Origin of the sequence: Hydrogenovibrio marinus (assembly GCF_013340845.1) — a bacterium.
GTDB lineage: Bacteria > Pseudomonadota > Gammaproteobacteria > Thiomicrospirales > Thiomicrospiraceae > Hydrogenovibrio > Hydrogenovibrio marinus.
Genome location: NZ_AP020335.1, coordinates 663,534 through 689,563, shown reverse-complemented (window position 1 = coordinate 689,563; position 26,030 = coordinate 663,534). Strand labels below are relative to the sequence as shown.

22 protein-coding genes are annotated in these 26,030 nt (G+C 42.6%); 5 read left to right on the top strand and 17 right to left on the bottom strand.

Annotated elements, in window-relative coordinates:
- The first annotated feature begins 79 nt into the window (after window positions 1-79).
- Complete coding sequence (locus HVMH_RS03175; protein ID WP_029907814.1) at window positions 80-631, top strand: peroxiredoxin; 552 nt, start codon at window positions 80-82, stop codon at window positions 629-631.
- A 29-nt stretch (window positions 632-660) separates the two neighbouring features.
- Here HVMH_RS03175 and HVMH_RS03170 read toward each other — a convergent pair whose 3' ends face one another.
- Window positions 661-1,965, bottom strand: coding sequence for a hypothetical protein (locus HVMH_RS03170; protein WP_051623176.1), 1,305 nt, complete (start codon window positions 1,963-1,965; stop codon window positions 661-663).
- Window positions 1,966-2,290: 325 nt separating this feature from the next.
- On the opposite strand from HVMH_RS03170, the gene msrA reads away from it, so the two are divergent.
- Window positions 2,291-3,655: a peptide-methionine (S)-S-oxide reductase MsrA gene (gene msrA / locus HVMH_RS03165; protein WP_232087798.1), complete on the top strand. Its 1,365-nt coding sequence runs from the start codon at window positions 2,291-2,293 to the stop codon at window positions 3,653-3,655.
- An 84-nt stretch (window positions 3,656-3,739) separates the two neighbouring features.
- Here msrA and HVMH_RS11815 read toward each other — a convergent pair whose 3' ends face one another.
- Window positions 3,740-6,400, bottom strand: coding sequence for a methyl-accepting chemotaxis protein (locus tag HVMH_RS11815; RefSeq protein ID WP_155837716.1), 2,661 nt, complete (start codon window positions 6,398-6,400; stop codon window positions 3,740-3,742).
- 342 nt (window positions 6,401-6,742) lie between these two features.
- Here HVMH_RS11815 and HVMH_RS03155 point away from each other — a divergent pair, with 342 nt between their 5' ends.
- Both HVMH_RS03155 and HVMH_RS03150 read left to right on the top strand, forming a co-directional pair.
- On the top strand, window positions 6,743-8,752 hold the full coding sequence (locus HVMH_RS03155; protein ID WP_029907806.1) for a cache domain-containing protein: 2,010 nt from the start codon (window positions 6,743-6,745) through the stop codon (window positions 8,750-8,752).
- A gap of 184 nt (window positions 8,753-8,936) precedes the next feature.
- A complete protein-coding gene (locus tag HVMH_RS03150; protein WP_029907804.1) occupies window positions 8,937-10,244 on the top strand; it encodes an NAD(P)/FAD-dependent oxidoreductase in 1,308 nt (435 codons plus the stop codon).
- Between the two features lie 90 nt (window positions 10,245-10,334).
- Here HVMH_RS03150 and HVMH_RS03145 read toward each other — a convergent pair whose 3' ends face one another.
- The 6 genes from HVMH_RS03145 to HVMH_RS03120 all read right to left on the bottom strand — a co-directional run bounded on the left by HVMH_RS03145 (window position 10,335) and on the right by HVMH_RS03120 (window position 16,868).
- Window positions 10,335-12,815, bottom strand: coding sequence for a methyl-accepting chemotaxis protein (locus tag HVMH_RS03145; RefSeq protein ID WP_051623174.1), 2,481 nt, complete (start codon window positions 12,813-12,815; stop codon window positions 10,335-10,337).
- A 136-nt stretch (window positions 12,816-12,951) separates the two neighbouring features.
- A complete protein-coding gene (locus HVMH_RS03140; RefSeq protein WP_232087797.1) occupies window positions 12,952-13,254 on the bottom strand; it encodes a hypothetical protein in 303 nt (100 codons plus the stop codon).
- Window positions 13,255-13,359: 105 nt separating this feature from the next.
- Window positions 13,360-14,442, bottom strand: a complete 1,083-nt coding sequence (locus tag HVMH_RS03135) for a DUF5666 domain-containing protein (RefSeq protein WP_155988734.1) — start codon at window positions 14,440-14,442, stop codon at window positions 13,360-13,362.
- Window positions 14,443-14,599: 157 nt separating this feature from the next.
- Entirely contained in the window at window positions 14,600-15,439 is an 840-nt protein-coding gene (locus HVMH_RS03130; protein WP_029907797.1) for a DUF6502 family protein, read from the bottom strand.
- Between the two features lie 71 nt (window positions 15,440-15,510).
- Window positions 15,511-16,230: a hypothetical protein gene (locus tag HVMH_RS03125; protein WP_029907795.1), complete on the bottom strand. Its 720-nt coding sequence runs from the start codon at window positions 16,228-16,230 to the stop codon at window positions 15,511-15,513.
- A gap of 65 nt (window positions 16,231-16,295) precedes the next feature.
- Window positions 16,296-16,868, bottom strand: coding sequence for a hypothetical protein (locus HVMH_RS03120; RefSeq protein WP_155837715.1), 573 nt, complete (start codon window positions 16,866-16,868; stop codon window positions 16,296-16,298).
- Between the two features lie 178 nt (window positions 16,869-17,046).
- Here HVMH_RS03120 and greB point away from each other — a divergent pair, with 178 nt between their 5' ends.
- Window positions 17,047-17,523 carry a transcription elongation factor GreB gene (gene greB, locus HVMH_RS03115; protein WP_029907791.1) on the top strand — a complete coding sequence of 159 codons (477 nt, stop codon included), beginning with the start codon at window positions 17,047-17,049 and terminating at the stop codon, window positions 17,521-17,523.
- Window positions 17,524-17,533: 10 nt separating this feature from the next.
- On the opposite strand, the gene HVMH_RS03110 is transcribed toward greB, so the two are convergent.
- From HVMH_RS03110 to thrS, 9 genes are all read right to left on the bottom strand, one after another.
- The gene (locus tag HVMH_RS03110; RefSeq protein ID WP_029907789.1) at window positions 17,534-17,878 is read right to left on the bottom strand and encodes a DUF3392 domain-containing protein; all 345 of its coding nucleotides are present in this window, start codon (window positions 17,876-17,878) and stop codon (window positions 17,534-17,536) included.
- Window positions 17,879-18,006: 128 nt separating this feature from the next.
- A complete protein-coding gene (locus tag HVMH_RS03105; protein WP_035629157.1) occupies window positions 18,007-18,399 on the bottom strand; it encodes a MerR family transcriptional regulator in 393 nt (130 codons plus the stop codon).
- A complete protein-coding gene (locus HVMH_RS03100; protein WP_029907785.1) occupies window positions 18,386-18,679 on the bottom strand; it encodes an integration host factor subunit alpha in 294 nt (97 codons plus the stop codon). The genes HVMH_RS03105 and HVMH_RS03100 overlap by 14 nt, the downstream gene beginning before the upstream one ends.
- A 55-nt stretch (window positions 18,680-18,734) precedes the next feature.
- Window positions 18,735-21,125 (bottom strand): phenylalanine--tRNA ligase subunit beta, encoded by a 2,391-nt coding sequence (pheT, locus tag HVMH_RS03095; RefSeq protein ID WP_029907783.1) that lies wholly within the window; start codon window positions 21,123-21,125, stop codon window positions 18,735-18,737.
- Between the two features lie 28 nt (window positions 21,126-21,153).
- Window positions 21,154-22,152, bottom strand: a complete 999-nt coding sequence (pheS, locus tag HVMH_RS03090; protein WP_029907781.1) for a phenylalanine--tRNA ligase subunit alpha — start codon at window positions 22,150-22,152, stop codon at window positions 21,154-21,156.
- 281 nt (window positions 22,153-22,433) lie between these two features.
- Window positions 22,434-22,790 (bottom strand): 50S ribosomal protein L20, encoded by a 357-nt coding sequence (gene rplT, locus HVMH_RS03085; protein WP_029907779.1) that lies wholly within the window; start codon window positions 22,788-22,790, stop codon window positions 22,434-22,436.
- Between the two features lie 11 nt (window positions 22,791-22,801).
- Window positions 22,802-22,999 (bottom strand): 50S ribosomal protein L35, encoded by a 198-nt coding sequence (gene rpmI / locus HVMH_RS03080; protein WP_029907777.1) that lies wholly within the window; start codon window positions 22,997-22,999, stop codon window positions 22,802-22,804.
- A 253-nt stretch (window positions 23,000-23,252) separates the two neighbouring features.
- Window positions 23,253-23,807, bottom strand: a complete 555-nt coding sequence (gene infC, locus HVMH_RS03075) for a translation initiation factor IF-3 (RefSeq protein WP_081822783.1) — start codon at window positions 23,805-23,807, stop codon at window positions 23,253-23,255.
- Window positions 23,808-23,831: 24 nt separating this feature from the next.
- A complete protein-coding gene (gene thrS, locus HVMH_RS03070) occupies window positions 23,832-25,757 on the bottom strand; it encodes a threonine--tRNA ligase (RefSeq protein ID WP_029907774.1) in 1,926 nt (641 codons plus the stop codon).
- Window positions 25,758-26,030 lie beyond the last annotated feature (273 nt).

Sequence of the window (26,030 nt, the reverse complement as noted above, 5' to 3'; positions counted from 1 at the left end):
CAATAACCTCTGTTTTCTCAGGTGTTTTTCTCAATGAATTTGAATTAGTATAAACCGACATTTCTTAAAGGATAACGCCATGTCGGAATCAAAGTCACATTTTCTTTTTACCATTTTATTGTCTGCTCTATTCTTTGGACTCTATAGTCAAACAACGCAAGCGGCTGCGCTAAAGGTTGGCGATACTGCCCCTGACTTTTCTCTCAAAAACCAAAATGAAAAGCCGGTAAGCCTTTCGCAGTTCAGAGGCCATTGGGTTGTACTTTATTTTTACCCCAAGGATGACACTCCGGGCTGTACGACTGAAGCCTGCAGCTTTCGCGACAATATCAACCAACTCATTGCGCAGCAGGCAACAATCATTGGCGTTTCTGTCGACTCAGTAGACTCTCATCAAGCATTTAAGTCGAAGCATGAGCTTCCCTTTGACCTTTTAGCCGATAAAGATGGTTTGGTGGCGAAACAGTATGATTCGCTATTGGATTTGTTTGTGGTGAAATTTGCGAAGCGCCATACGTTTATCATTAACCCGCAAGGGCGTATCGCAAAAATCTATACAGATGTTGACCCGAAAGAACATGTTCGAATCGTGTTGGCCGACCTCAAAGCACTACAATCATCAACCCACTGACCATGTAAAGTGCTTTAAGGCCGAAAACATCACGAGTGATGTTGGTGCTTTTTCAGGTTGTAGCGTTCTTCTAGGGCTTCGAGCATTTTTTTACGTGCTTTCAGCTGCTGCTCGATATATTCCCGAAGCTGTTCAAACAAACTTTTGGGCGCTTCTTTTTCATCCTCTCGTTTGGAAATGGACCACCCAAAACGAGAACTGAATGCATCAGATACTTGAAAACTGACCTGTAGGGATTGTGTCACTCGCTTCGCCTGATTAAAAGCATCCGCAATGGCCTGTAGATTTTTAAACGCTCGGCTGTTCTCGATTTTATCCGCCGCAACTTCCTGAGGAATCTTCGCCAAGTCAATTGCCTGAGAGGTTTTCACCTCGCCGTTCTCCATCAGCACGATGCCCGCCTGCTTAGTCTTACCTAGCATTTCGCCTTGAGCGCCTCGTAATTCCTGATCATAATCGACATTCCCGAGATAAATCGCGCCGACACCAGCCTGAGTGAGCGTCAATGTCGTTGCCGTATCAGACTGATCCTGCCAGATTTTCAAATGCTGGAAAATGGTATCATTCTCGTCAATCCAACCGTTATGATCGTCGTCATATTTCGCCAACTCTGCATAGGCGTCGCCTGTTTGTGTACCGAACAACTCGGTTCCGTCATTGACTTGACCATCTCCGTTCACATCAAAGGTCAGGTAGCCATTGCCTTTCCCTAGTGACGCATAGGTTTGCTTATCACCATGGCCTTGCATATCAAACTCAAAGGTCGTGTCTTGCAACTGAACGGTATCGGCACCGAAGTTAATAACCAATGGATCATGGAATTTTGCCAAGCCAAATTCAATTTGCGTCTTCGCTGTCACCTGAGTCGCCTGCTGTTGAGACAATAGTAAATTGAAGTCTACCGTACGACCGTCAGCCAAAGTCACAGAACCCTGTACACTCATCAAACTATTGCTGTTTTGCTGATAGTGAATTTGATGACTGAAGTTGAAAGCCACTTCACCACTTAACACCATATCTGTGGCGGGGCCTGACGGGAAAGCTTTTTGAATGGCAATCTGCGCATCGCTTGCTCCCAAACTGACTTTGGCGAGATTTTCCGTTACTGAGTTCAGTGTATGCTGTTGGCTTTGCTCACCTTGTTTGACCTTGCTTTGTGCGTTAAGCAGGGTTCGACTGTACTGTGAATATTCATAGGAGGTTTCTGCACTCACCGCCATTAACCAATTACCATTCATGGAGGGCATGCTGGTTCGAGTAAGGGTGGTTTGTGTCAGCTTAGCGCTGTCAGACTGTGCGTGCCCCAGAGCTACCTGGGAAGAAGAAATAATCATTGTTGTGCTCCACTTATCGTTTTGATTTACACACCCCACAAAGCGGGCTGCGCTTTCCCTTGATAGCGGATTCACTTAGCTTTCTGGTCTAAAAGTGAAATATCTTTTTATAGATTTGATGGTGATTCTAACGATCACTCATTCAACTAAACCTATCGGCAAGACTGCAAAAACATTAAGCAACTTTCTACGGTAAAATACTACTTTCAATCTTACCCTTAAGAAAACAAAACCTTACAAAACCATGAATCCTGAAAACTTCACGAAACAAACCCGTGAAATTGCGGTCTACTAAAACAAGAATCACTCAAAAACGGTTTTTATCATGACAACACAAATCTATCACTCTCGAATCTTGCCAACGCTTTGGTTTGCATTGTTGAGCATGTTATTCTTTTCGGTACAAGGCTGTGCGCAGGAGAATCAAATGAACAATACACAATCGACAAACGATGTTGTCTCTGCAAGGGAAACTCCAATGAAAAGCGAGACCATTGTTCTTGGAATGGGTTGCTTTTGGGGCGCCGAAAAACGCATGGGCGAAATTCCCGGTGTCACGCATGTTGAAGTCGGCTATGCCGGAGGAGATGCAAAACAGGCGGGTTACTACGATGTACTCGGACTTGAGCGCGAAATCGAACAGGGAAAAAGCCACGCCCGTAACCATGCGGAAGTGGTTAAAGTGACCTTTAATCCTCAAGTCGTGAGCTTGAAGACGGTTTTAATCAAATTCTGGGAAAATCATGATCCAACCCAAGGCAACCGTCAGGGTAACGATATTGGCACAAACTATCGTAGTGCCATTTACTACACCGAACCCAGTCAAAAAGCTGTCGCAGAAGAAACGGAAGCGGAATATCAAAAAGCTTTGACTAAAGCTGGCTATGGCAAAATCACCACGGAAATTGCTCCAGTTCACAATTACATCGAAGCGGAGGAATACCATCAGGACTACCTGAAAAAGAACCCCAATGGCTATTGTGGCTTGGGTGGCACTGGCGTTGCCTACCCGGGTTCTAACAATGCAGTGTCAGGACACCCTATTCTTGACGCCTCCAAGTTAAATAAGGATAAACAATTAATCGTTTTCGAGGCCGAGGATTGCCCTTACTGCAAACTCTTTACCAAAGAAGTCCTTAGTGGCTGGAAAGCGGATGTTTCTGTTGTCACAACCTTGAATCCCAACCCACCAAAAGGTTGGACACTTGAAAAACCATTATTTGCCACACCAACGATAGTCTTCTTTGAACACGGTAAAGAAGTCTCTCGATACACAGGGTATAGTGGCGACAAGGATCGTTTTTGGAAATGGTTGGGCTTCCGTCTGCTCACGCCGGAACAGCGCAAAATTGCCTTCAATAAAGGAACAGAGTGGGCATTCACAGGTTCACACTTGGATGAACACCGAGCCGGAACCTATGTTGACCCAATCACAGGCGCAGCATTATTTCGCAGTGATACCAAGTTCAACAGCGGTACTGGCTGGCCGAGCTTTTTCAACCCGGTCAAAGGCGCTGTCTTAGAACGCCCTGATGATTCACACGGTATGCAGCGTACTGAAGTTATCAGTGCCAGTTCAGGTATTCATTTAGGTCATGTGTTTAATGATGGCCCTCCGCCAACGCACAAACGCTATTGCATCAATGGGAATGTTTTAAAGTTTGTACCGGATGAGGCTGAGAAAAAATAGTCATCAATCAAATCAATTAAAGTCACAAGCAAAAACGGCAAGTCAATACTTGCCGTTTTTGTTTGCTTACGATCCGCTTAAGACTTAGAAGTCTTCCCACTGATCATCTGCTTTCGGTGGCTTGCCGTGCAAAGGAGACACAATTTCTTGTGACTCTTTTCCAGCCGCTGGCTTAGCCGCTTCCGGTTTCGCCGCAGGTTTTGGCTCTGCTGCTTTTGGTTTTACTTGTGCAGGCTCTTTTTTAGCCTCGATTTTTGCTGGCTCAGACTTTGGCTTCGCTTCCAATTTTGGCGTGGCTGCCTTCGTCAAATGCGTCTTATTGGTTTTGAAGAACGCAATGTTATGACTCAAGCTAACCGCTTGTTCACTCATACTTTCAGCCGCAGCCGACGTTTGCTCTACCAAAGCGGCGTTTTGTTGCGTTGCCGAATCCAAATCATTCATCGCTTGGTGAACTTGCTCAATACCTTTCGCCTGCTCTTCCGAAGCCTGTGCAATTTGTCGAATCATCGTCGCAACACTTTCAACCTGCTCGGTGATTCCTTCCAGAACCTGGCCAGATTCGGTTGCCAACTTCGTTCCCTGATTGATTCTGTCGACACTTTCGTTAATTAGCGCAGTGATGTTTTTCGCCGCTTCGGCAGACTTCTGAGCCAAGCTGCGAACCTCACCTGCTACCACCGCGAAGCCTCGACCATGTTCGCCGGCACGAGCCGCTTCTACTGCCGCATTCAATGCCAACAAGTTGGTCTGGAAGGCAATCCCATCAATCAGTGTAACGATATCCGAAATCTTATGACTCGATTCCTGAATGGCATTCATGGCATCAATGGTTTGATGCATAACATTGTTTGCCTGTGACGAGTCTGATTGAACTTTTTGCACAACACCCGACACTTGAATGGAATTTTCTGAGTTGTTTTGCACTGCCGCGTTCATCTCTTCCATCGAAGCGGAGGTTTGTTCCAATGCAGCCGCTTGACGTTGTACACGAGAGCTTAAGTCCAGCGCGCCTTGCGCCACTTCCTGAGAAGCGGTGTTGACAACGTCTGATGCCTCAATAACCTGTCCGACAATACCTGACAGTTTTTCAACCGATTGGTTTACCGCATCTCTTAGGCGTCCCAGCTCACCTGGGTAATCTGTGGTGATTAATTGTGTTAAATCCCCTTCACTTTGTGCAACGACAATGCGCGTGATATCACTCATGGCTTTATTCAAAGAATCTAATGACGAGTTGATACTGTCTTTCAAACGTCTCAACTCACCATGCGCTTCTGCATCAACACGGCCCTCAAAGTCACCCTGATGCATTTTTTCCATTACTTGGTTGATATTGGAAATAACGTTATTGGTGACCGTCATGGTTTGTTGTGCACTGTCGATAATTCGGAAGTATTCTCCCGATGCGGTATTTTGCAATTTGACATCAAAGTGACCGCGCTTCATCTCATCCATCACCGTCGCAATTTGTTTAATGACGTCAGCGATGTTATCAATACTCTGGTTCATGCCATTCTTCAAGGCATTCAAATCACCGTGATACTCACCCTCAATACGTTTCGAGAAGTCACCTGCTGCAATGGCGCTGATCGTGCCATTCGCCTCTTTGAGCGCCTCTCCGACTTGTGACAGCAACTCGTTGACAGCCAAAGCTGTACGACCGACTTCATCTTCACTGGTCACATCAGCTCGGATAGAGAAGTCACCTGACTTCATAATGTCATCAGTGGTTTTTTGCATTCTTGCTAGAGGTGTCACCACCATTTTATTAATTGCGATAACCAATGCAAATGCCAAAATAAAGATACCAATCATGACACCTGCTAGCGATAACCAAGCTGCTTCTTTCGCTTCAGCTAGAGGCCCATAATAGAAAGACGCTGGCAACATGAACATGTGGCGCCCCATGACTTCGCCAGTAACATCAAGCACTGGCAAATCCATCACAACATGATTGTCTTTGATGTAAAAAGTCGTTTGCTTGCCATCTACGGGCTCGTAAACCTTTTTCAGCAAATCAACAGACTCTTTTGGGAACCAACGGTTACTTGCCAAGATATAATTTTTATCAATCGCAATATTGTTTTCGATGACAGGCATACTGCCATAATCTTTTTGGATATAGCGTCGATCAACCAACATCACCCACATGCCGTTTTCCATTTTGACGTAGTTTTTGGCAACTGAAGCCAAACCTTGTACAAACGTCACTAAACCGCTGAAATCTTCACCGTCATAGATAGGCGAAACAGAAATAATACCAACACCTCGATCACCGACTGCCAGCATACCGAATGCCTGCTTCTCTTCCATGGCTTTTTTGATAATTGGACTACCGCCAACGTTCTTGCCATAAGAATCCATATCCCAGGTTTTGATTAGAGAGCGCCCATCAAACGTCACCAGCTGAACACCAATATTCTTGTAATTGGTTTTTTTTGCATACCCAGCCTTAATCCCCTTAAAGAAAGGAATCAGCGATGCTCTGTCTTCTACACCCAGTGCGTTGATGATGTTCGGTGCAAGACTAAGCGCCGTCGCTCCTGCGACCCCCACCTGCGACTTCTGCTCAAGTTGATGATCGATGAAAACGTTTGCATCTTTAATCAACTTATCTTGAACCCTTGACTCTACAGGCTTAACCAAAATGAAGTACATTGCCAAGCCTACAAGGATTGCTACAATCAATCCAACAATGATCGAGATAACCGTTACTTTTGCTTTCAACGAGCGTTTAATCACCACATCCTCCAAGTTGTACTTTCCGAGTACGTTTCTTATATTCCAAATTTCATTTTACTCATGCATTGCGAGCCTTCAATACAATTTTTTGATATAACCCACAAACAAAACTTTTGGCGCTAGAATTTCATTAAACTCTAATAATTAAAAAACTCTAAAACCCATTTGGTTCAACTTTGCACCGAAATGTACCGACTTTACACTCCTTATTTCCATTAGTACTTTTACCGATTCACGCTAATAAATACCTGTAATTACACTATAAAAGAAAATATGGAATTAGCTTTGCTTAGAAAAGTTAACAAACCTTTACAATCAACTGAATAATTTGACGCCGAAACTATGACGACACAAGCTGAAGATCACAAACAATTCACACAGTTCTTGCCGGAAGTAAAACGCTACTTGAATGAACTTGAGCATCAAGATTTATGGTGGACAACGGTTGCTATGGTCGGAAAAATCAACAATGAAAACATCGATCCCCAACTGCTTATTTCCATTGTCGAAACGCAAAAGGAATTCCAAAACCTTCGCGACACTATGATTCAGGAGTTGATTGGGCGATACCTGAACCAAGCCAACAGCGAAATCATGCTAAAAGCGCAGGCAACCATTGATATTCTTATCCGCAACCTTTTTGAGCGAACAGCGGATGTCGGCTTCCTTGCGACTGATGACGACTTGGTCGAATTCATGGCAAAATCAAATGTTTCAGAAGAAGATAAAGAGTTCATTCATCAAAGAATCATCGAATATGTCGCCAAATATACCGTGTACGATGATGTTTTATTGATTTCGCCTGAAGGCGAAATCAAAGCGAAACTGGACACAAGCAACCCTGCTACATTCACGCGTGACCCTCTCATCCATGAAGCGATGACGACCAAGGAAGAGTATGTTGAGATCTATCGTAAATCGGATATGTTCCCTAACAAATCCGACAGCCACATATATGCCAAAAAGATTGAAGCCAATGTAAAAGGGGAAATAAAGGTTGTTGGTGTGCTTTGCCTGAGTTTTAACTTCCAAGATGAAATGACGCGCATATACAAAACACTTTCCCAAGGTCAACAAGGCTATGAAATCATGCTATTGGACGATCAGGGCAAGGTAATATCTTGTAATAGTAGCGATAAATCGAAGCGCAATACCAAGCAGATCGAACCGCACAACTTCACTCGCCCAGAGCGCTCCGGTGACAAATTGCAGTATGCCACCAAAACCCATGGCTACCAAGGTTACTACGGGCTGCCTTGGTTAGGGTTTGTACAGGTGCAAAACCAAGTAGCGTTTGCTGACAAAACTGATGACCAGGATATTGATGTCACTATTCCGCCGGACTCCCCGCTTTATCTTAGAGATCTGGAAGAAACTAACCTCAAGGTAAGTACTTTATTGCTGATTGTTATCCTGAACGGAAAAATTCTATCTCTGAAACGCGATGTGAAAGCCTTCTTACCAGTATTGGACAGTTTCCAAAATATCAGTATCGACATTCAAGAGATATTTAACAGCTTTATCCACCATATCCATCACGTATTGGTTAGAACCATTCAAGGTAAAGCGGCATTCAGCGCAACCCTTGGTGTTGAAGTCATGGATAGAAACCTCTACGAACGTGCCAATGACTGCCGTTGGTGGGCGCTTAACAGTACTTTCCGTCAAGTTTTGACGCGCTACAATCAGACTCAAGAAATTACCGAAACCGAAACCAGGAAGTTGACTGACGTTCTCGGCTACATCAACAAGCTGTACACGGTTTACACCAATATTATGCTTTACGATCAAAGAGGTCGAATTCTGGCGGTATCCAACCCGGTAGAAGGGCATTTGATTGACACGATCATCCCTCGCCCGAATGACACGTCTCAGTGTCTGTCAATAGAAGACACTCAGGCTTATGTTGTATCGGAGTTTCATAAAACAAACCTCTATGGTGACGAGTTTACCTATATTTACCACGCCGCTGTTAAGGATTGGGAAAACCCTCGCCGAAACGTTGGCGGGATTGCATTAGTTTTCGACAGCAAACCTCAATTTGAAGCCATGTTGAAAGAGACTGAACCAAAGTACTTGAACCAACAGATTAACAAAACCACATTCAGCTTCTTTGTCGATAGACGAGGTATGATTATTGCCACAACCCATAAAGAACATGGTATTGGTGAAATATTGGACCTACCAACCGAAATCCTTCAAGCCAATAACGGTCAAAATGACACTATCTACTGGCTGTGGGACGGTGTACCTTATCTTGTCGGCTTCAAAGTCAGTGAGGGCTATCGAGAGTATAAAAATGGTGATGGCTATGAAAATGATGTCATCGCTCTGGTCATGACGGGGATTTAAATATCTTGAAGCAAGGAAGGCACTCCTCTCCTTCCTCGTGTTCTACTCAAACTTATTTCACATTAATCGCATCTTTCATTTATTTCATTGAAAAACCCCGCTATAGTATGAAAGAACAAGCTGAACTTAAAGCATGAGTTCAGACCAAATCTTTGCCAATACTTCCCGTTCTTGGAGGCTAAAGATGCATAAAACCGCTTCACCCCCTAAAATTGTCATTGTCGGCGGCGGCGCTGGCGGGTTGGAACTTGCGACCCGGCTAGGTCGAAAACTCGGCAAAACCAACCAAGCCAAAATTACGCTGATTGACCCCAGCCGAATTCATCTATGGAAACCCTTGTTGCATGAAGTGGTCGCAGGCTCCTTGGATACTGGCATGGAAGCACTCAGTTACCGCGCTCACTCAGCAGAAAACCACTATTACTTTCGCCTAGGAAAGATGGATGCATTAGACAAAGAAAAAAGGCAAATACGTCTAGCGCCTTTGGTTGATCATCATGGCAAACAAATCCTTAAACCTCGACACATTGACTACGATATTCTTGTCATGGCATTGGGAGCACACTCAAATGATTTCGGCATCGAAGGCGTCAGTGAGTACTGTTTCAAGCTGGACGATGCTCAGGAAGCTGAAGACTTCCACTTGTCTTTTCTTAACCGCTTTCTTCAGTTTTCAGAAACGGCACATTCAGGGGAAGTCGTCAGCATCGCTATCGTTGGAGCAGGCGCGACAGGCGTAGAGTTATCAGCAGAACTATATAATGCAGTCGATCGTCTCGAACAGTTTGGCGTTGAAAACATTCACCACAAAAGCTTGGAAGTCACTTTGATTGAAGCGGCACCCCGTATCTTGCCGGCACTGGAAGAAGATCTAGCATGCAAAGCTCAAAAAACCTTGGAAGAGCTTGGCGTTAACATTCAGCTCAATAAAAATGTTAAGCAAGTCACGCCTTATACATTACATACCGCTGATGGCGATATTCATGCCGATCTCTTGGTTTGGGCAGCCGGCATTAAGGCTCCAGAATTTTTATCCCACTTGGCTTTACCGGTGAATCGCATCAACCAAATTGAAATAGATGACTCCCTATTGGTGAAAGGTGAAGATAACATTTATGCAATCGGGGACTGCGCTTTTCTGAAACCCGAAGAGGCAACTCGTCCAGTGCCGCCTACTGCTCAAGCGGCTCACCAGATGGCAAAACACTGCGCACAAAATATCACCCGCCAAATCACAGGCAAGCCATTGAAGCAGTTTAAATACTGCGACCATGGCGCCTTGGTGTCCCTTAGCCGCTTCCAAACACTGGGGAGCCTGTTGGATCAGTTACTGCACAAACATTGGGTGATTGAAGGCAAACTGGCACATTGGGCATATGCCAGCCTCTATCGACAGCATCAACTGGCGGTGCATGGTTACTGGAAAACGCTTTGGATTTTAGTAGAAAGTCTCATTGAAAGACGTATCAAGCCAAAGCTAAAACTTTACTAGCACTTTATCATCACCCCCAACCTGGCAGATTTTGACCAATAAAAAAGCCGTCATATGACGGCTTTTCATTTCTCAGAAAAGGACTTCAAGTTAGAAGTCTTCCCACTCATCACCACCACCTAATTTTGCAGCAGATGCTTCCGGTTTCTTAGCCACGGACACTTTCGCTTCTATACGAGGTTTAGCTGATCCAGCTTTGCCAGGCTCAGCTTTTTTCACCACAACTTGTTTAGGTGATTCCACTTTCTTTGGCTCAGACTTAGCAACCGACTTTTCCCCCGAAACTTTAGAGGTCATATTCGAGTTCACTCTTTGCTGAATGTCTTGAGAAATTTTGAACTGTTGCATTTGGCTCACCAAGCTACCGGCTTTTTGTGCAATAGATTCAGCACTGTCAGCAGACAACTCCACAAGATGCGCATTCTCTTGTGTGTTCTTATCCAGTGAGACAACCGCTTGATTCAACTGCTCAATTCCCTGTGATTGTTCAACCGAGGAACTGGCAATCTCGCCCACCATTTCGGTCACTTGGTTCATGGAGCTGCTGATCTCACCTAATGCATCTCCAGATTGTTGTGCCAACTGTGTTCCTTCCTGCACTTGAGCAACAGAGCGGTCAATTAACTGTTTAATCTCTTTAGCTGCATCGGCCGATTTGCCTGCCAGGCTTCGTACTTCACCGGCAACCACAGCAAACCCTCTTCCATGCTCACCGGCCCTTGCGGCTTCCACCGCTGCGTTCAATGCAAGTAGGTTCGTTTGGAAGGCTATCGAATCAATCAAGCCAATGATTTGCTCAATTTGGTCACTGGACTCTTTGATGTTGTTCATCGCCTGAATTGTTTGCTTCATAACACCAGCACCTTCAATGGTTTTCTGACTGGCTTTCATGGTGAGTTCATTGGCTTGTTTCGCATTTTCTGCGTTATTGCGCACAGCAGAGGTCATTTCTTCCATCGTTGCTGCAGTTTCTTGAATCGATGCCGCCTGTTGTTGAATACGACCTGACAATTCGGCATTTTGATTCGACATATCACGAACATCCGAAGCAATGTCAGAGGTAGAAGCATTCACTTGAGCCATGATATTAGAGAGATTGTCCATGGATTTGTTGATGGCATTCTTCATCTCACCCAAATCAGCTTCATACTCACCTTGTACTCGTGGCGTTAAATCGCCTTGAGACAATTTATGGATAACTTGCGCGATGTTCATATTCGCATTATGAATCGCTCTAGACATATAGTTAATCTGCTCACCCAAATCATGGATAAAGCCATCAAGCTGAGAAACATCAATTTGCGCACCGATATGCCCTTTTGCCGCTTTCTCAACCATAACTTTCAAATTGGTTTCAACAGCTTCCTGCATTGCTTCCATCTTCACTGTTTGAGTAACATCCTTCCACTCAGTAACAAAGCCATTACGGTTACCTTGTGCATCAAAAATAGGATTCACAACTATCTCAAGATGCAGCTCACCTAGCGTTAACTTCGCGACATAAGTCTCTTTTAGGTTTGCCAACAGTTTTCTCTGGTGCTCAGGATGCACGTGGAAAATATCGATGTTTTCGCCCACCAGCTTATCTGTTGAAAAATGCGGCAACATCTTTTGGATATCTTTTTCAACATTATGCAGCGTATTGATAATGGAGCCATTCACGTAGGTAATGACCAAATCCTCATTGGCAACCATGATATTTGAACTACTTTGATCCACAACGGTTCCTAAAGTCACTGCTGTTTCCATTTGCGCACCAATCATATCCAGCATTCTGCGCAAATAAAGACCAAGTGACTGAAGCTCTCTCACGCCACTGACATTAAGCTGTCGCGTGAAATCGATTTGACCATTCTCGACACAAACTTGCTTAACCTCACTCTCCAGTTTCAAAACTGGAGAAATAACTGCACGTCGGACAAACACCTCAAATGCCAAGAGACTTAACAATACCAAGGCTACAAGGATTACAACCAAATCAACACGTCGTTCAAAAAGGCGTTGCCCATTCAGCTCTTTTATTTTTTGTACTTCAGCCTTGTTTAAAAAAGCATACCATTGATCAAAGGCTTCCAAAGCTGGTCTATCATCAACCACTACCTGTGCATCTATTTCTTTTGGTGCGACACCTTCTGCCAGCATTTTTTTCACAAGGTCAATCTTAGCATCATATGCCTTAACTACATTTTCGACCACATTCAACGCACTCGTTTCTGTTTTATCCAAACTGGGTAATTGGCGATAATCTGAAATATATTTCAAAATAAGAGATGTGTTTTTTTCAACTTTTTCGCTATAGCTTTTTGTGCGGTAATCCTGTTCACCACGAAGCACAAGGTTTTTGAAATCATGAATCAAATGACCATAACCTAAAGCAGACTGAATTTCGTTAAATAGCTTACTTTTGTGATTGAATTGTTCTTGAATGGCTTCAAATTTTGCCGCAGATTTATTTTCCAAGTGGTCTAAAAAAACAAACCCAATTCCTATGACCGAAATGATCAGTACAAAATAAAGCGTCATATTCTGTACTAAACTTCTACCCTTCACCGCATCTTTAGTGCTTTTCATACTTAACTAGTCTCCGCAAGCTATATGATTACCCAGGACAATCCAGTGTTTTTTGTGCGCCAAAAACACTGGATTTTTACGTATTATTAATTTAAATAGATTCTATCAGATGGTATGACAGAAAATGTTGTCACTTTTAAGAAAGTTCGTGAGAATCTGACTTACGATATTTATAAAAACACTTCACTTTGTATGGGTCTCTAGCCTCGGACTCCATCATCTGATGTACATCCTCGAATAACCCCGGAAATAGAACTTCATAAACCTGCTCGATCTTTTCAACATCATCTTCATCGACAGGTACTTCTATGATGCGTAATTTAGGACAAGAAAAAGCGGTAATTTCCATGGATTCCAAATTCATCCGATCCATTTCAAAATCATATTCATCTTCATAGTGATCTTTAATAATCCAACCCATTTTTTCACCCTTTGTCATAACATAATCCAACTAACACCCAAAAATTCAAATGTTAGTTGCCAAGCAAATCTGTAACCAAGGACAACTGCTTTTGGCAAAAAATCAACACAATCCTATAAAGCATCAATCTCTTTCAGGATTGCTCAGCTGCCTAATCGTTTCCATTTCCTGCTGAATTTCCTGCTGCTGTTGTTGCATTTCTCTTTGCTGTTGCTGAGCTTCTCTTTGCTGCTGTTGCATTTCTTTGAACATTTCTTTTTGCTCTTGTTGCGCGTGCACAGCATTTTGCTGCTCATGTTGCATTTCAATTTGTTCTCGATGCTCTATTAACTGTTCTCTATTTTGTTGAGAACCATCTTGGTGCATTTCCATGGCATCTCTAGCATCAATTCCGTCTTTCTCGCCACTAGCATTTAGTCTATGCTGTGTTTCAGATTGTCTACCTTCCTTGTCTCCTAGCTGCCCCTGTTCAGACTTGTAGTGTTCTTTGTCTTGCATCTTGATATGCTCAGGGTAAGGCATCATAGACTTTATCTCCGCTCTTCCTTGGCTATTATTGACAACTTCAATGACTAAATGATGCGCTGAACCTGCATTGTTCAGCATGTCAGTTCCTAGCTGCAACTGCTCTTCATAGTTTTTGATTTGGCCAGAGCCAGCTTCAATAATCCAGCGATTCACCTTTCCTTCATTGCTAAACTGAGGAATCGGTTGATATAAAGTCTTTTGTTGGTCGTTAGTATTCAAGCGAGTAGCAACCCATTGCTTACCAGCGATCTGATAACCACTTACCGCAACATACTGATTTTTGGACAATTTCAAGTCACGATCAACTAATGTCTCTTTATTAATTTGGACTTTGTACTTTCCTGAAACCACAACTTCATCACTACTCAATTCTGTTACCTTTCCAGCAATCGGGTAGAAAATTTCAATCTGACGAGTAATCGTTTTATCATTTCTTGGATCTGTTAAAAGAAGCACTTGTTGACCTAATTTCAATCTGTCTTGTTTTTTCAGGTTAGATGAAATGTGGGTTTTATTTCCATAGCCAATTTCTATGCCATTTATCCAAACACTACCAAACTTAGTAATCGTTCCGATAATGCCCGTACCACCGAAACCTGACGATGACTTTCCTGTGCCTCCAAAACCACTGTCAGGGTCTAACTGCTTACCCGTTCCGCCAAAAACCGATGTATTCATCGCCAGATCTACTGAATCAGGTCTTGTCTGTACACAAGATGGCAATAATAAAATTGCTAGCAATAAAAAGCTTAACGCTTGATAGCGCTTAAAGTACCTAGGCATTTTCGTTAATCACCCTCAACAAGCTTACGACCATATTAAGCAAATCAAATCCCTATTTGCTCTCATCATCTTGCTCATTTTTTTTATAAAAATAAGCACCTAAGTGAATTTTTCCCGAGTTTTTGTCATTAGCTTCATCAGCTTCTTGAAACTGCCTTGCGAGCAAATTCATCTCCGTCAATAGCGCCATCATTTTTTTCTTAGAACGACTTTCAAGCTTTTCAATAGATTCTTCTGAAAGCTTAGAATAATAAATAGCTCTGTCAAACATAGGGGGATTTTGGCTTTCTAAGTTGGAAGCCACAACCTCTAAATGTGCCCCTATATTTTTCCCTGCAAAAAAGAGTTTTTCTTCAAAATCATCTTCGGGAACATAGCCTTTATCGTTAAGCATTATACGCCCATCTTCTAAAGTGGAAATTAACCTTTGATTAACCCAGTCATCCAGAATAGATCGAGGGTGCTTATCTTTTGAGACAGACAAAACCAGCTCTTCAAATGATGGCGCCCCTTCACTAGCCATTTTAAATAAAGGAAGAGGATTACCACTTTCATCATTGTATTTAGTGTGTGAGAGCCATACAGATACTAATTGTGCACCTAGACTCGCTTTTATCTCTTTTTCAAACGTTTGGTCCTGTAAAGACTCTCTAATACGTTTGACATCGCCACGATGAATGCCTGTTAATAAGCTAATACGGCTATCTGTCTGTTTTTTATCAGGCAGCCCAAAAACTGCCTCAGCAACTTGGACATAAGCTTTTTTCAGCAATGATTGGATGCCGATATAGGTGATGTTATTATGAATCAATATTTTGACTAAAGGCTTTAGTATCAATACCAGAGCCTTCGCAAAGAGTTGATCTTTTTTGGTTTGAAGATTGGATTCCATTACGCTTATTTTATATCATCCTTCCTATCTCAAATAGAACTTGATTCAAGCTCATCACTCAGAATCACCGTTTAAAACTTACGCGTGAAAGTCAATCCTGCACTTACCGTACTAGTATTGTCATAAGATCCAAACAGTGCGGTGCTCCACAATTTGCTTAAGCTTTGCCCCAAAAAAATCGAGCCCCCCGTCTGGTCTTTCAATGTTTTATACGAAGACCCGGTATAGTCAACCGATATTCCCACACTTGTTTTGGAAGGAAAGAAGTAGCCCATTCCGACCGAACCATAAGAACTATCTTTCATGTTTGATCCACTCACCTTCCCTACAAGCTTATAACCTGCGGTAGCAAAAACAGACGCCCTCTGTCCAAGAGTCGAAAAATAATCTAACTGTAAATAATTATCGTCTTTACCCGTTGACAGTCCTTTTTTGACATTAGCTACTGCAAACTTATGTTTATAAGTGAGAGTCCAAGCCGGAGATTCTGTCAAATCATAACCTAAACTCAGGGTAACATCGCCCATTCCTGAAACTTTTGAGACCCTTCGTGTTGTTGGGTACTTATTTGAGATGTCCATGTAAGAAGTTGATACATTGGCATGCATTCGATTTCCTGCTAAGGAAATCATCAACGGTATTGAATACATTGTGGAGTCAGCACTTCCTGTTACCTGACTCTGGCCCGATGAATAAAATAATCCACTTGACACCCTTGCTTTCCAAGCGGAATCAGCTGCAAATACAGAACCACTGAACATGCATAACACAACTATAAAATACTTAATCATCTTTATTTCCTAGTTTTTGATTTCTATATAAAAAACCCGGCTAGAAAGTAGCCGGGCAGTTTAAATTATTGTGCTGTATTTGGAACGGTTACCGGATTAACCATGTTTTGATTCATGATACGGTTCTGATTTTGCTGCATTGTTCCAGCTTTTTCAGCTTTTTCACTCATATTTTCGGTCTTTTCATTCATCTCTTGATTACGGTTTGCATGCTCAGCCATCTCTTGAGCTCGTTCTTGAACCTTATCAGCCTTTTCCATTTTATCGGACATGTCATGCATTTTGTCCTGCATTCTCTCCGACCTTTCTGTATTTTCGTTCATTTTCTCAGCTCTTTCCTGCATCTGTTCCGAATTTTGCATATGTGATTGCATCTGCTCCATCTTTTCATTCATCTGCTCATTTCGCTCCTGCATTTGCTCAGCTTTTTGCATATTGCTTTGCAGTTGTTCAAGCTTTTGATTCATTTGCTCGGCACGTTCTTGCATTTGCTCAGACTTTTGCAGTTGGTTCTGAATAATCTCAGTTTTCTGCTCCTGAGATTGAATCATTTCATTCGCATCCGCAAAAGCTGCTACAGGAAGTAACATCGATATAGCCAACACAATACCTTTTTTTGAGTGCTTAACAGTTTTCATTTCACCTTCTCCTTTAAGAAAAATAAATGTAATTTTTTTACATTTCATGCATAGAATGCCAGACTGCTTCATGCTCGTCAATATAAATGTTAATTTTTTACATTTTATTTTTTCAGCTGGGCAGAATCATTTCAAATTACAATAATTTATTTACCAGTATCGAAAGTTATCTTTATTCATGAAAACAAAGCTCATTACATCAGTAGGTTATGAAAAACTAAAGCAAGAAGCTGAATACCTTTGGAAAACAGAACGTCCTGAAGTTACAAAAATTGTGGCTTGGGCTGCAAGTTTGGGAGATAGATCTGAAAATGCTGATTACCAATACAATAAACGCCGTTTGCGAGAAATCGACAGACGAGTCAGATTTCTAAGAAAAACTCTTGAAGATATTACTGTCGTTTCAACTCCCCCCTCAGATACCACCAAAGTCTATTTTGGCGCTTGGGTTGAGCTAGAAAATGAAAAGGAAGAAAAACTGAACTTTAGAATTGTGGGGCCTGAAGAAATATATCATCAAAATGATTACATATCCATAGATGCTCCTATTGCAAGAGCCTGCTTACAAAAAACCATAAATGACGAGGTTAACGTCAAGACACCTAATGGCGAAAGGGTTTGGTACATAGTCAATATTCAATACGAAAATGTATAGCTACAGCAGTTTAAATCAAGCCTTTTTTCTGTGCCAGTAAGCCAATGATGTAGTAAGTCACGATAACCGCAATACCTAGCCAAACGTTACTGATATGAGATAACCAACTGACAAATAAAGGGGTTAAATACGCAGTAATGATCCCGAAGCCGATTGCACAGAACAGCACAAATAGAGTTAGCCGTAAAAAGTATTTCAATGAGCCTATTTGCTGCTTAACAAACAAGCTGATGTCATTGCCATAAATCACCAACAAGGTCGCAACCATGGACAAACCGATTTCTGAAAGATAAGGACGCATCAAACCTGACAGCCCAACCAAGAGTTTTACTACATAAGCAAGAACCGGATCCAAACCACTCTCCTAGTTTTATTATCATTAAACGAGTACTTGGACATTATAACGGTATCAGGTTATTGACTGATAAAATCTTTACAAGGCTTTAGAGCTGCCTGAATAGACGGATAATAGGACAAACTTAATTAGTAAGTTTCACGAATATGATCAAGAAATGCTCTAAGGTCAGACTTCATATTCAAAAGGTTTTGATAGGCTTGAGCGTCTGCCTCTTTGTCGAAATGAACATCTGAAGGCGGCTCAGCTCGACTTAATCGTGCTTTTGCGCCGGGAATGGTAAACCCCTGATCATGCAACAGGGTTTTTATTTCTAGTACCAGTTCAAGCTCTCGGCGTTGGTAGTAGCGTCTGCCGCGACGCTTGCTAGGCTCAAGTTGTGGAAAGACTTGCTCCCAATAACGTAGCACATGGGGTTTTAAATCGCACAACTCGCTGACTTCACCAATGGTAAAGTACTTCTTATCCGGAAGTTCGATTTCCAACTGCTTTGGGGATTCACCCGACTTAGTCTTTACCATAGTTATCGATACGAGCTCGTAATTTCTGACCTGGTTTAAATGTTACCACTCTTCTTGCTGAAATGGGAACATCTTCACCCGTTCTAGGGTTACGACCTGGACGAGCTGACTTATCTCTTAGCTCAAAGTTACCAAACCCAGAAAGCTTAATCTGCTCACCTTTCACAAGCACAGTCGCCATTTCAGCATAAAACTGCTCGACCAACTCTTTTGATTCGCGTTTATTAAAACCAAACGTATCGGTTAGTGTTTGGGCAAGATCCGCTTTTGTTAATGCCATACATCCTTACCTTCTTAGTTATTTTCTATCTAAATAGACTTCTAATTTTGTAAATTTATCTTAATTCTGCGTTGACTTTCTGCTTTGCCGCTTCAATCATTTGCTGCATCAATGCGTCCACTTCTTCATCCTGAAGTGTTCTGTCTTGGTGTTGCAATTTAATTGTCAGTGCAACTGATTTTTGGTTCTCACCAAGACCTGTTCCCTGATACAAATCGAACAACTCAATAGATTGAACGATGTCAGATGAAACTTCACCCAGTGCATCCATAATAGCTTGTACTGGTAACGTTTCCTCAACAACGAAAGCTAAATCACGTTGTACAATCGGGAACTTAGAAATTGGTTTTGCACTTGGAATACGTGTCGTTAAAATCGTATCCAGACGCATCTCAAACATAAACACCTTACCAGAAACACCTAGCATTTTTACATGCCCCGGATGTAGCTGACCTATAGAACCAATTTCTTGTCCTTCCATCACCATCACCGCTGACTGTCCTGAGTGATAAATAGGTAAAGCTTTAGCTTCAAATCGAACCTTATTGGTAACATGGCTAAGTGCTAACAAGCTCTCAACATGACCTTTCATGTCATAAAAATCAACTGGGCGATCTTCTTCCGACCAGCCTATTGCCGAAACAGAACCGACTATTACACCGCCAATCATTGGGATTTGCTGTAATTTGTCAATAGATGCATCTTCGCTAAGGAAGACCAGTCCTGTTTCAAACAAACGCAAACGGCTTTGTTGGCGATTTTGATTGTAAGCAACTGTGCTCAACAACCCTGGCAACAGAGAAACCCTCATGGCTCTCATATCATCTGAAATCGGGTTCTGTAAGCAAATCGCTTTTTGCGCTGGGAAAAGCTTTTGTTGAGTGTTCTCTTCAACAAAACTATAGGTTACCGCTTCATGATACCCTTTATTGACCAACACTTGACGAATCAATTGCATTTCTTGCTCTTGCTCTTCAAGCTTAGGCAACCGCATCGGCGCATTGACTTCAATCTCAGGCAAATTGTTGTAACCATACACACGACCAATTTCTTCAATCAAGTCCGCTTCAATCGCCATATCGAATCGATAAGTCGGCGCGGTCATCATCCAGCCATCGTCATTCGCATCTATGATGAAGTTCAGGCGTTGGAAAATTTTCTCGATTTCATCATTGGACAAAGAAACACCAAGTAATTTTTCCACACGCTCTGGTCGTAACTGTATCGCCTTAGGTTGATGTAAAGCTGCTTCATTAACAACTGCCTTCACATCCGACACTTGCCCACCAGCAATTTCAGTGAACAGCTGCAAAGCACGAGCCATTGCTCTCTCAGGCAAGAACGCATCAACTCCACGCTCAAATCTATGTGATGAATCGGTATGCAAACCATATTGTCTAGCACGACCAGTAATCGCTAAAGGTGCAAAATGCGCACACTCAAAGAAGATTGACTGCGTCTCATCTGAAACGGCAGATGAGAGTCCGCCCATGACCCCTGCCAATGCAATTGCACCGGAATCATCTGCAATCACTAAAGTATTGCTTTGTAGAACCAACTCTTTTTCATCCAAAGTGGTCAGTTTTTCACCATCTTTAGCCATGCGAACTTGAACGTCTCCTTGAATCTTACCTGCATCAAATGCATGCATTGGCTGTCCTAATTCAAGCAAGACATAGTTGGTAATATCGACTGTTAGACTTTTTGGAGAAATGCCTGAACGTTCTAACCTTGCCTTCATCCAATCTGGTGTTTGCGCACAAGTATCGTAATCCGTTACCAGACATCCTAAATACTTAGGGCATGCCGAGTTTTCTTCGACCTTAATTTCCTGATGGCAAGCACCTGTTGTAGCAATAGGCTCCAGCTCAAATGGTACCGTTATTGGTTCACCACTAATGGCGGCAATGTCTCTTGCAAGACCTTCAACACTCAAGCAATCCGCGCGATTCGGTGTTAAATCAACATCAATAATGGCATCATTCAAGCTCATGTAGTCACGAACATCAACACCAATCGGCGCGTCTTCTGGCAACACGTGCAAACCATCAACACCATCATCTGGCAAGCCAATTTCCGTAGCGCCGCACAGCATGCCATGTGAAGGGACGCCACGCAGTTTTGCCTTTTTGATTTTGAAATCACCCGGCAACACTGCACCGACTTTTGCACAACAAGCTTTCATGCCTGCGACAACATTTTTTGCACCGCATACAATCTGTACAGGTTCACCGTCACCCACATCAACTTGGGTCACATTCAACTTATCTGCATCAGGGTGCTTTTCAACTGACAAAACATGCCCAACGACCACACCAGAAAACTCCGGGGCAACCGAACAAACTTCATCAACCTCGAGGCCTGCTAAACTTAATTCTTCTGCTAGGGTCTGTATATCCCACTTTGGGTTAACCCATTCTCTCAACCAACTTTCACTAACTTTCATCTTTTATCTCGAATTTCAGGCTAGGCCATTACTTAAACTGTTGAAGAAAACGAATATCGTTTTCAAAGAATTGGCGTAAATCAGTTACACCGTAGCGAAGCATAGCAAGACGCTCAACACCTAGACCAAAAGCAAAACCAGAATACTTTTCAGAATCTACATTCACGTTTTCCAGTACCTTCGGATGAACCATGCCGCAACCTAGCACTTCAATCCAGCGACCATCGCCAAATAAATTGGTGGCGATATCCACTTCAGCCGAAGGCTCTGTAAACGGAAAATATGATGGACGGAAACGAACTTTCAAGTTCTCATCCTCAAAGAACTGTCTCAGGAATTCGATGATCAAAGTACGCAACTGCGCAAAACTGGCATTTTCTTCTACCAGTAGACCTTCAACCTGATGGAACATTGGCGTATGCGTTTGATCTGAATCACAACGGTAGACTCTACCTGGTGCAATAATTCTCATCGGCACAGGCTTGTTTTCCATAGTACGGATTTGCACACCGGATGTATGTGTTCTCAAAACCGTCTGAGCATCAAAATAGAAAGTGTCATGCATTGCACGTGCTGGGTGCGTTTCAGGAATATTCAATGCTTCGAAGTTATGCCAATCATCTTCAATTTCAGGACCTGTTTCAATATCGAAACCAGCTTTAGCGAAGATATTCTCAATACGGCGTAGTGTGCGGGTAACAGGGTGCAAACCACCAAGCTCTGCATTTCTACCAGGCAAAGTGACATCAACGGATTCAGAGGCCAGCTTTTCAGCGAGAATAGCAGATTCTAATGCGGCTTTCTTTTCCGACAACAGCTTTTGCACAGCTTGCTTGGCATCGTTGATCATTTGACCGGCTTTAGGTTTTTCTTCTGCCGACAGACCACCAAGCATTTTCATCATGGAGGTCAGCTCACCTTTTTTACCTAGGTATTGAACACGGATTTCATCAAGTGCCGACAATTCCGTTATAGAAGAGACCGAGCCTTCGGCCTTCGCAATAATGTCTTGCAGTTGTTGTTGCATGAACGCAAAGTTCCCTTTTCGATATTCCCTTTCAAGCTTTGGCTGAAAGAAGCATTTGGATTAGCACCAAAGTACAACTTTGGTAACAGAGGAGTTTATGGATAAATGCTTTGCATTAGCAAATAACAAAGCCTTTATCCATACCATCCTGAACATAAAGTTGGTAAATTTAGAATAAACCGGAGTGAAATAACTAGACGTTTTGTAGTACGTGCGGGTTTAGTCAAAATTTTGAGAAAAAAAGGGGACTTAAAGCCCCCTTTCATTCCGTTTTGCAGAAATTACGCTAGTGCAGCTTTGGCTTTTTCTACAATTGCAGAGAAAGCGGCAGCATCATGAATAGCGATGTCTGACAATACTTTACGGTCAACCGCGATTCCAGCTTTGTTCAAACCAGAAATAAAACGGCTGTATGTCATTCCGTTCATACGAGTTGCAGCGTTGATACGCGCAATCCACAAACGACGGAATTGACGTTTTTTCTGACGACGGTCACGGTAAGCATATTGACCAGCTTTGATTACAGCTTGCTTCGCAACACGGAAAACCTTGCGACGAGCACCATAGTAACCTTTAGCAGCTTTTAATACTTTGTTATGTCTTCTGCGCGCAATTACGCCTCTTTTAACTCTTGCCATCTGTCATCTCCTTACGCGTATGGAAGCATGCGGCGAACCATTGCCACATCGTGATCATGAATCATGCCTGCGGCACGAAGTTGACGCTTACGCTTAGTAGACTTCTTGGTCAAGATATGACGAAGATGCGATTGCTTGCATTTAAAACCGCCAGAACCGGTTTTTTTAAAGCGCTTAGTTGCACTTTTATTTGATTTCATCTTAGGCATTGCTAAAACTCCATAAAGGAATAGCGATTTAAAGGAATTCCCTTTAAGTCGTATTCATCAGTTTCTAAATTTTGCTTCCCTTGCAGGAAGCCCTTTTACAATCAACAGCACTGAATGAGCTGCACCGGTAATGAGTTTGACCACACCCCAGTTATTGTATTTGTTTCGATTGTTGCGGCTCGAAACCAGCCTACCTATTCTTAAGTCTTAATTTAAGCACTCAGTCTCAAGAACAAATTTTGTGCAAATCGGATTAAACCTTTTTGCTCGGTGCGACCATCATTTGTAGTGATCGACCTTCCATTTTCGGCATTTGCTCAACCGTCGCGATCTCTTTTAAGTCTTCACGAATACGTTCAAGCATTGCCATTCCTAATTCTTTATGTGTAATCTCACGCCCACGGAACCAGATAGTGACTTTCACTCGGTCACCGTTTTCAAGAAATTTCACAACATTTCGCAGTTTAACTTGGTAATCACCAATGTCAGTACCAGGTCGGAACTTAACTTCTTTAACCTGTACCTGTTTTTGCTTTTTCTTCGCTTCATGTGCTTTTTTCTGTTTCTGGTACTGATATTTCCCATAATCCATAATTCTGCACACTGGCGGTGAGGATTTTGCAGAAATCTCCACTAGGTCAAGTTCTGCTTCTTTCGCAGCTGCAAGAGCGTCTTCTATTGAGACGACACCTTTTTGTTCACCGTCTGCATCAATCAAACGAACTTCAGCCTCTGTGATAGCTGCATTAATTCTATCTTTAGGCGCTTCTACTTGTTGTGGCTTGCCACGTCCTCTTCTAACTGCGATGGTTTTATCCTCTTGATACCAAAATTATTCCACAACTCTACCTAGGTTAGCGATGTCGTCCGATAACATTTGAAGTAATTGTTCAAATGTAAAACTACCCAAGTTATTTCCACCTCGGGCACGTATGTTAACGGTGCCATCAGCCATTTCTTGATCCCCTACCACCAAAATATAGGGAACACGTTGTAGAGTGTGCTCGCGAATTTTAAACCCAACCTTCTCATTTCTCAAGTCCGTTTGCACTCTAAATCCATGTTTTTTCAATTTTTTTGCAAAATCTGCCACATATTCATTGTGCACTTCAGAAATTGAGGCAAGCACCAATTGAACTGGAGCCAACCAAGTTGGGAATTTCCCTTCGTAATGTTCAACCAAAATCCCCACAAAACGTTCCAGTGAACCAAGGATTGCACGGTGAATCATTACTGGATGATGTTTTTCATTGTCAGCACCGACATAAACCGCATTCAAACGCTCTGCTTGAGTCATCGAGAAGTCAAGCTGGATTGTCCCGCACTGCCAAACACGACCAATGCAATCCTTCAACTGGAACTCGATTTTCGGGCCATAAAATGCCCCTTCACCTGGCTGCAATGCATACTCCAAGTGAGCATCTTTCAATGTTTGCTCAAGTGCTGCTTCCGCAAGACCCCACACTTCATCTGAACCCACACGCTGTTCAGGGCGTGTTGAGAACTTCACTTGAATGTCGTCAAAACCGAAATCTGCATAGGTACTAAATACCAAGTCAATACAGGCTTGCACTTCTTGCTTGATTTGATCTGGTGTACAGAAAATGTGGGCATCGTCCTGAGTAAACGAGCGCACACGCATCAAACCATGCAATGTTCCTGATGGTTCATTACGATGAACCAAACCGAACTCCGCCAAGCGAATTGGCAAGTCACGATAACTGCTCAAATCGCGATTAAACACTTGAATATGCCCTGGGCAGTTCATTGGCTTGACCGCATAATCACGGTTTTCTGTTTCAGTGGTAAACATGTTGTCTTTGAACTTGTCCCAGTGACCGGATTTCTCCCAAAGAGAGCGATCCATAATCAATGGCGTGCGAACTTCTTGATAACCACTTTCATTCAGCTGCTGACGCATGTAGTCTTCGACCACTTTATAAAGCGTTGTTCCTTTTGGATGCCAGAACGCCATACCCGGTGCCAACTCATCAACATGGAATAAATCCAACTGCTTACCAAGCTTACGGTGATCACGCTTCTCGGCCTCTTCCATCATCACCAAGTAGTCTTTCAACTCTTCTTTGCTTGGGAAGGCAACACCGTAGATGCGTTGAAGCATCTTATTATCCGAATCACCACGCCAATAGGCACCTGCAACATGTGTCAGTTTGAAAGCCTTAATAAACCCCATGTTTGGTACATGTGGACCGCGACACATATCGATATATTCTTGATGATAGTAAAAGCCAAACTCAGTTTCGTTTGGCATATCCTCAATCAATTCAATCTTGTAATCTTCACCGCGGCTTTTGAAAATTTCCAAAGCTTCAGCACGAGCAGTCATTTTCTTAACAACTTCATACTTGGTTTTAGCCAGCTCTTTCATGCGCTGTTCGATTTTTTCCAAATCTTCAGACGAAATGCGCGCTTCCATGTCTACGTCATAGTAGAAGCCGTTTTCAATAACTGGGCCAATTGCCATCTTAACGTCGGGATAAAGCTGTTTTAAGGCATGCCCTAAAAGATGCGCGCAAGAATGACGCATAATATGAACGCCATCATCATCTTTAAGCGTAATGATTTGAACATCTGCATCTTCAGTAATCAGGTCGCAAGCATCTCTAAGCTCACCATTCACGCGCCCTGCTACCGTAGCTTTTGCCAGTCCCGTTCCAATATCCGTGGCGATTTGCATCACAGATACAGCTTCGGAAAATTCTCTTTTTGAACCATCTGGCAAGGTAATAATTGGCATGTCTAAACTCTTACTCTTTATCGTTAAAATCAAACATCAAAAATTAAACTGAAAAACCACAAACGCAAGCATCATGACCTTTCGTAAAAGCAGATAATTTTAGCACAGTTTCCTTGCGCCAAAATATCGATTTTTCAGCAATTTCAAGTAAAAAAACACCTACTGCCGAAATGGAGTTCAACGCCAGCTTCTAGGCTTTCATATAAAAATCCGTTATAATGCTTTGCCGATTCTTAATCAGCCACGTTAAAACGTTGTAAAACAACATAATTC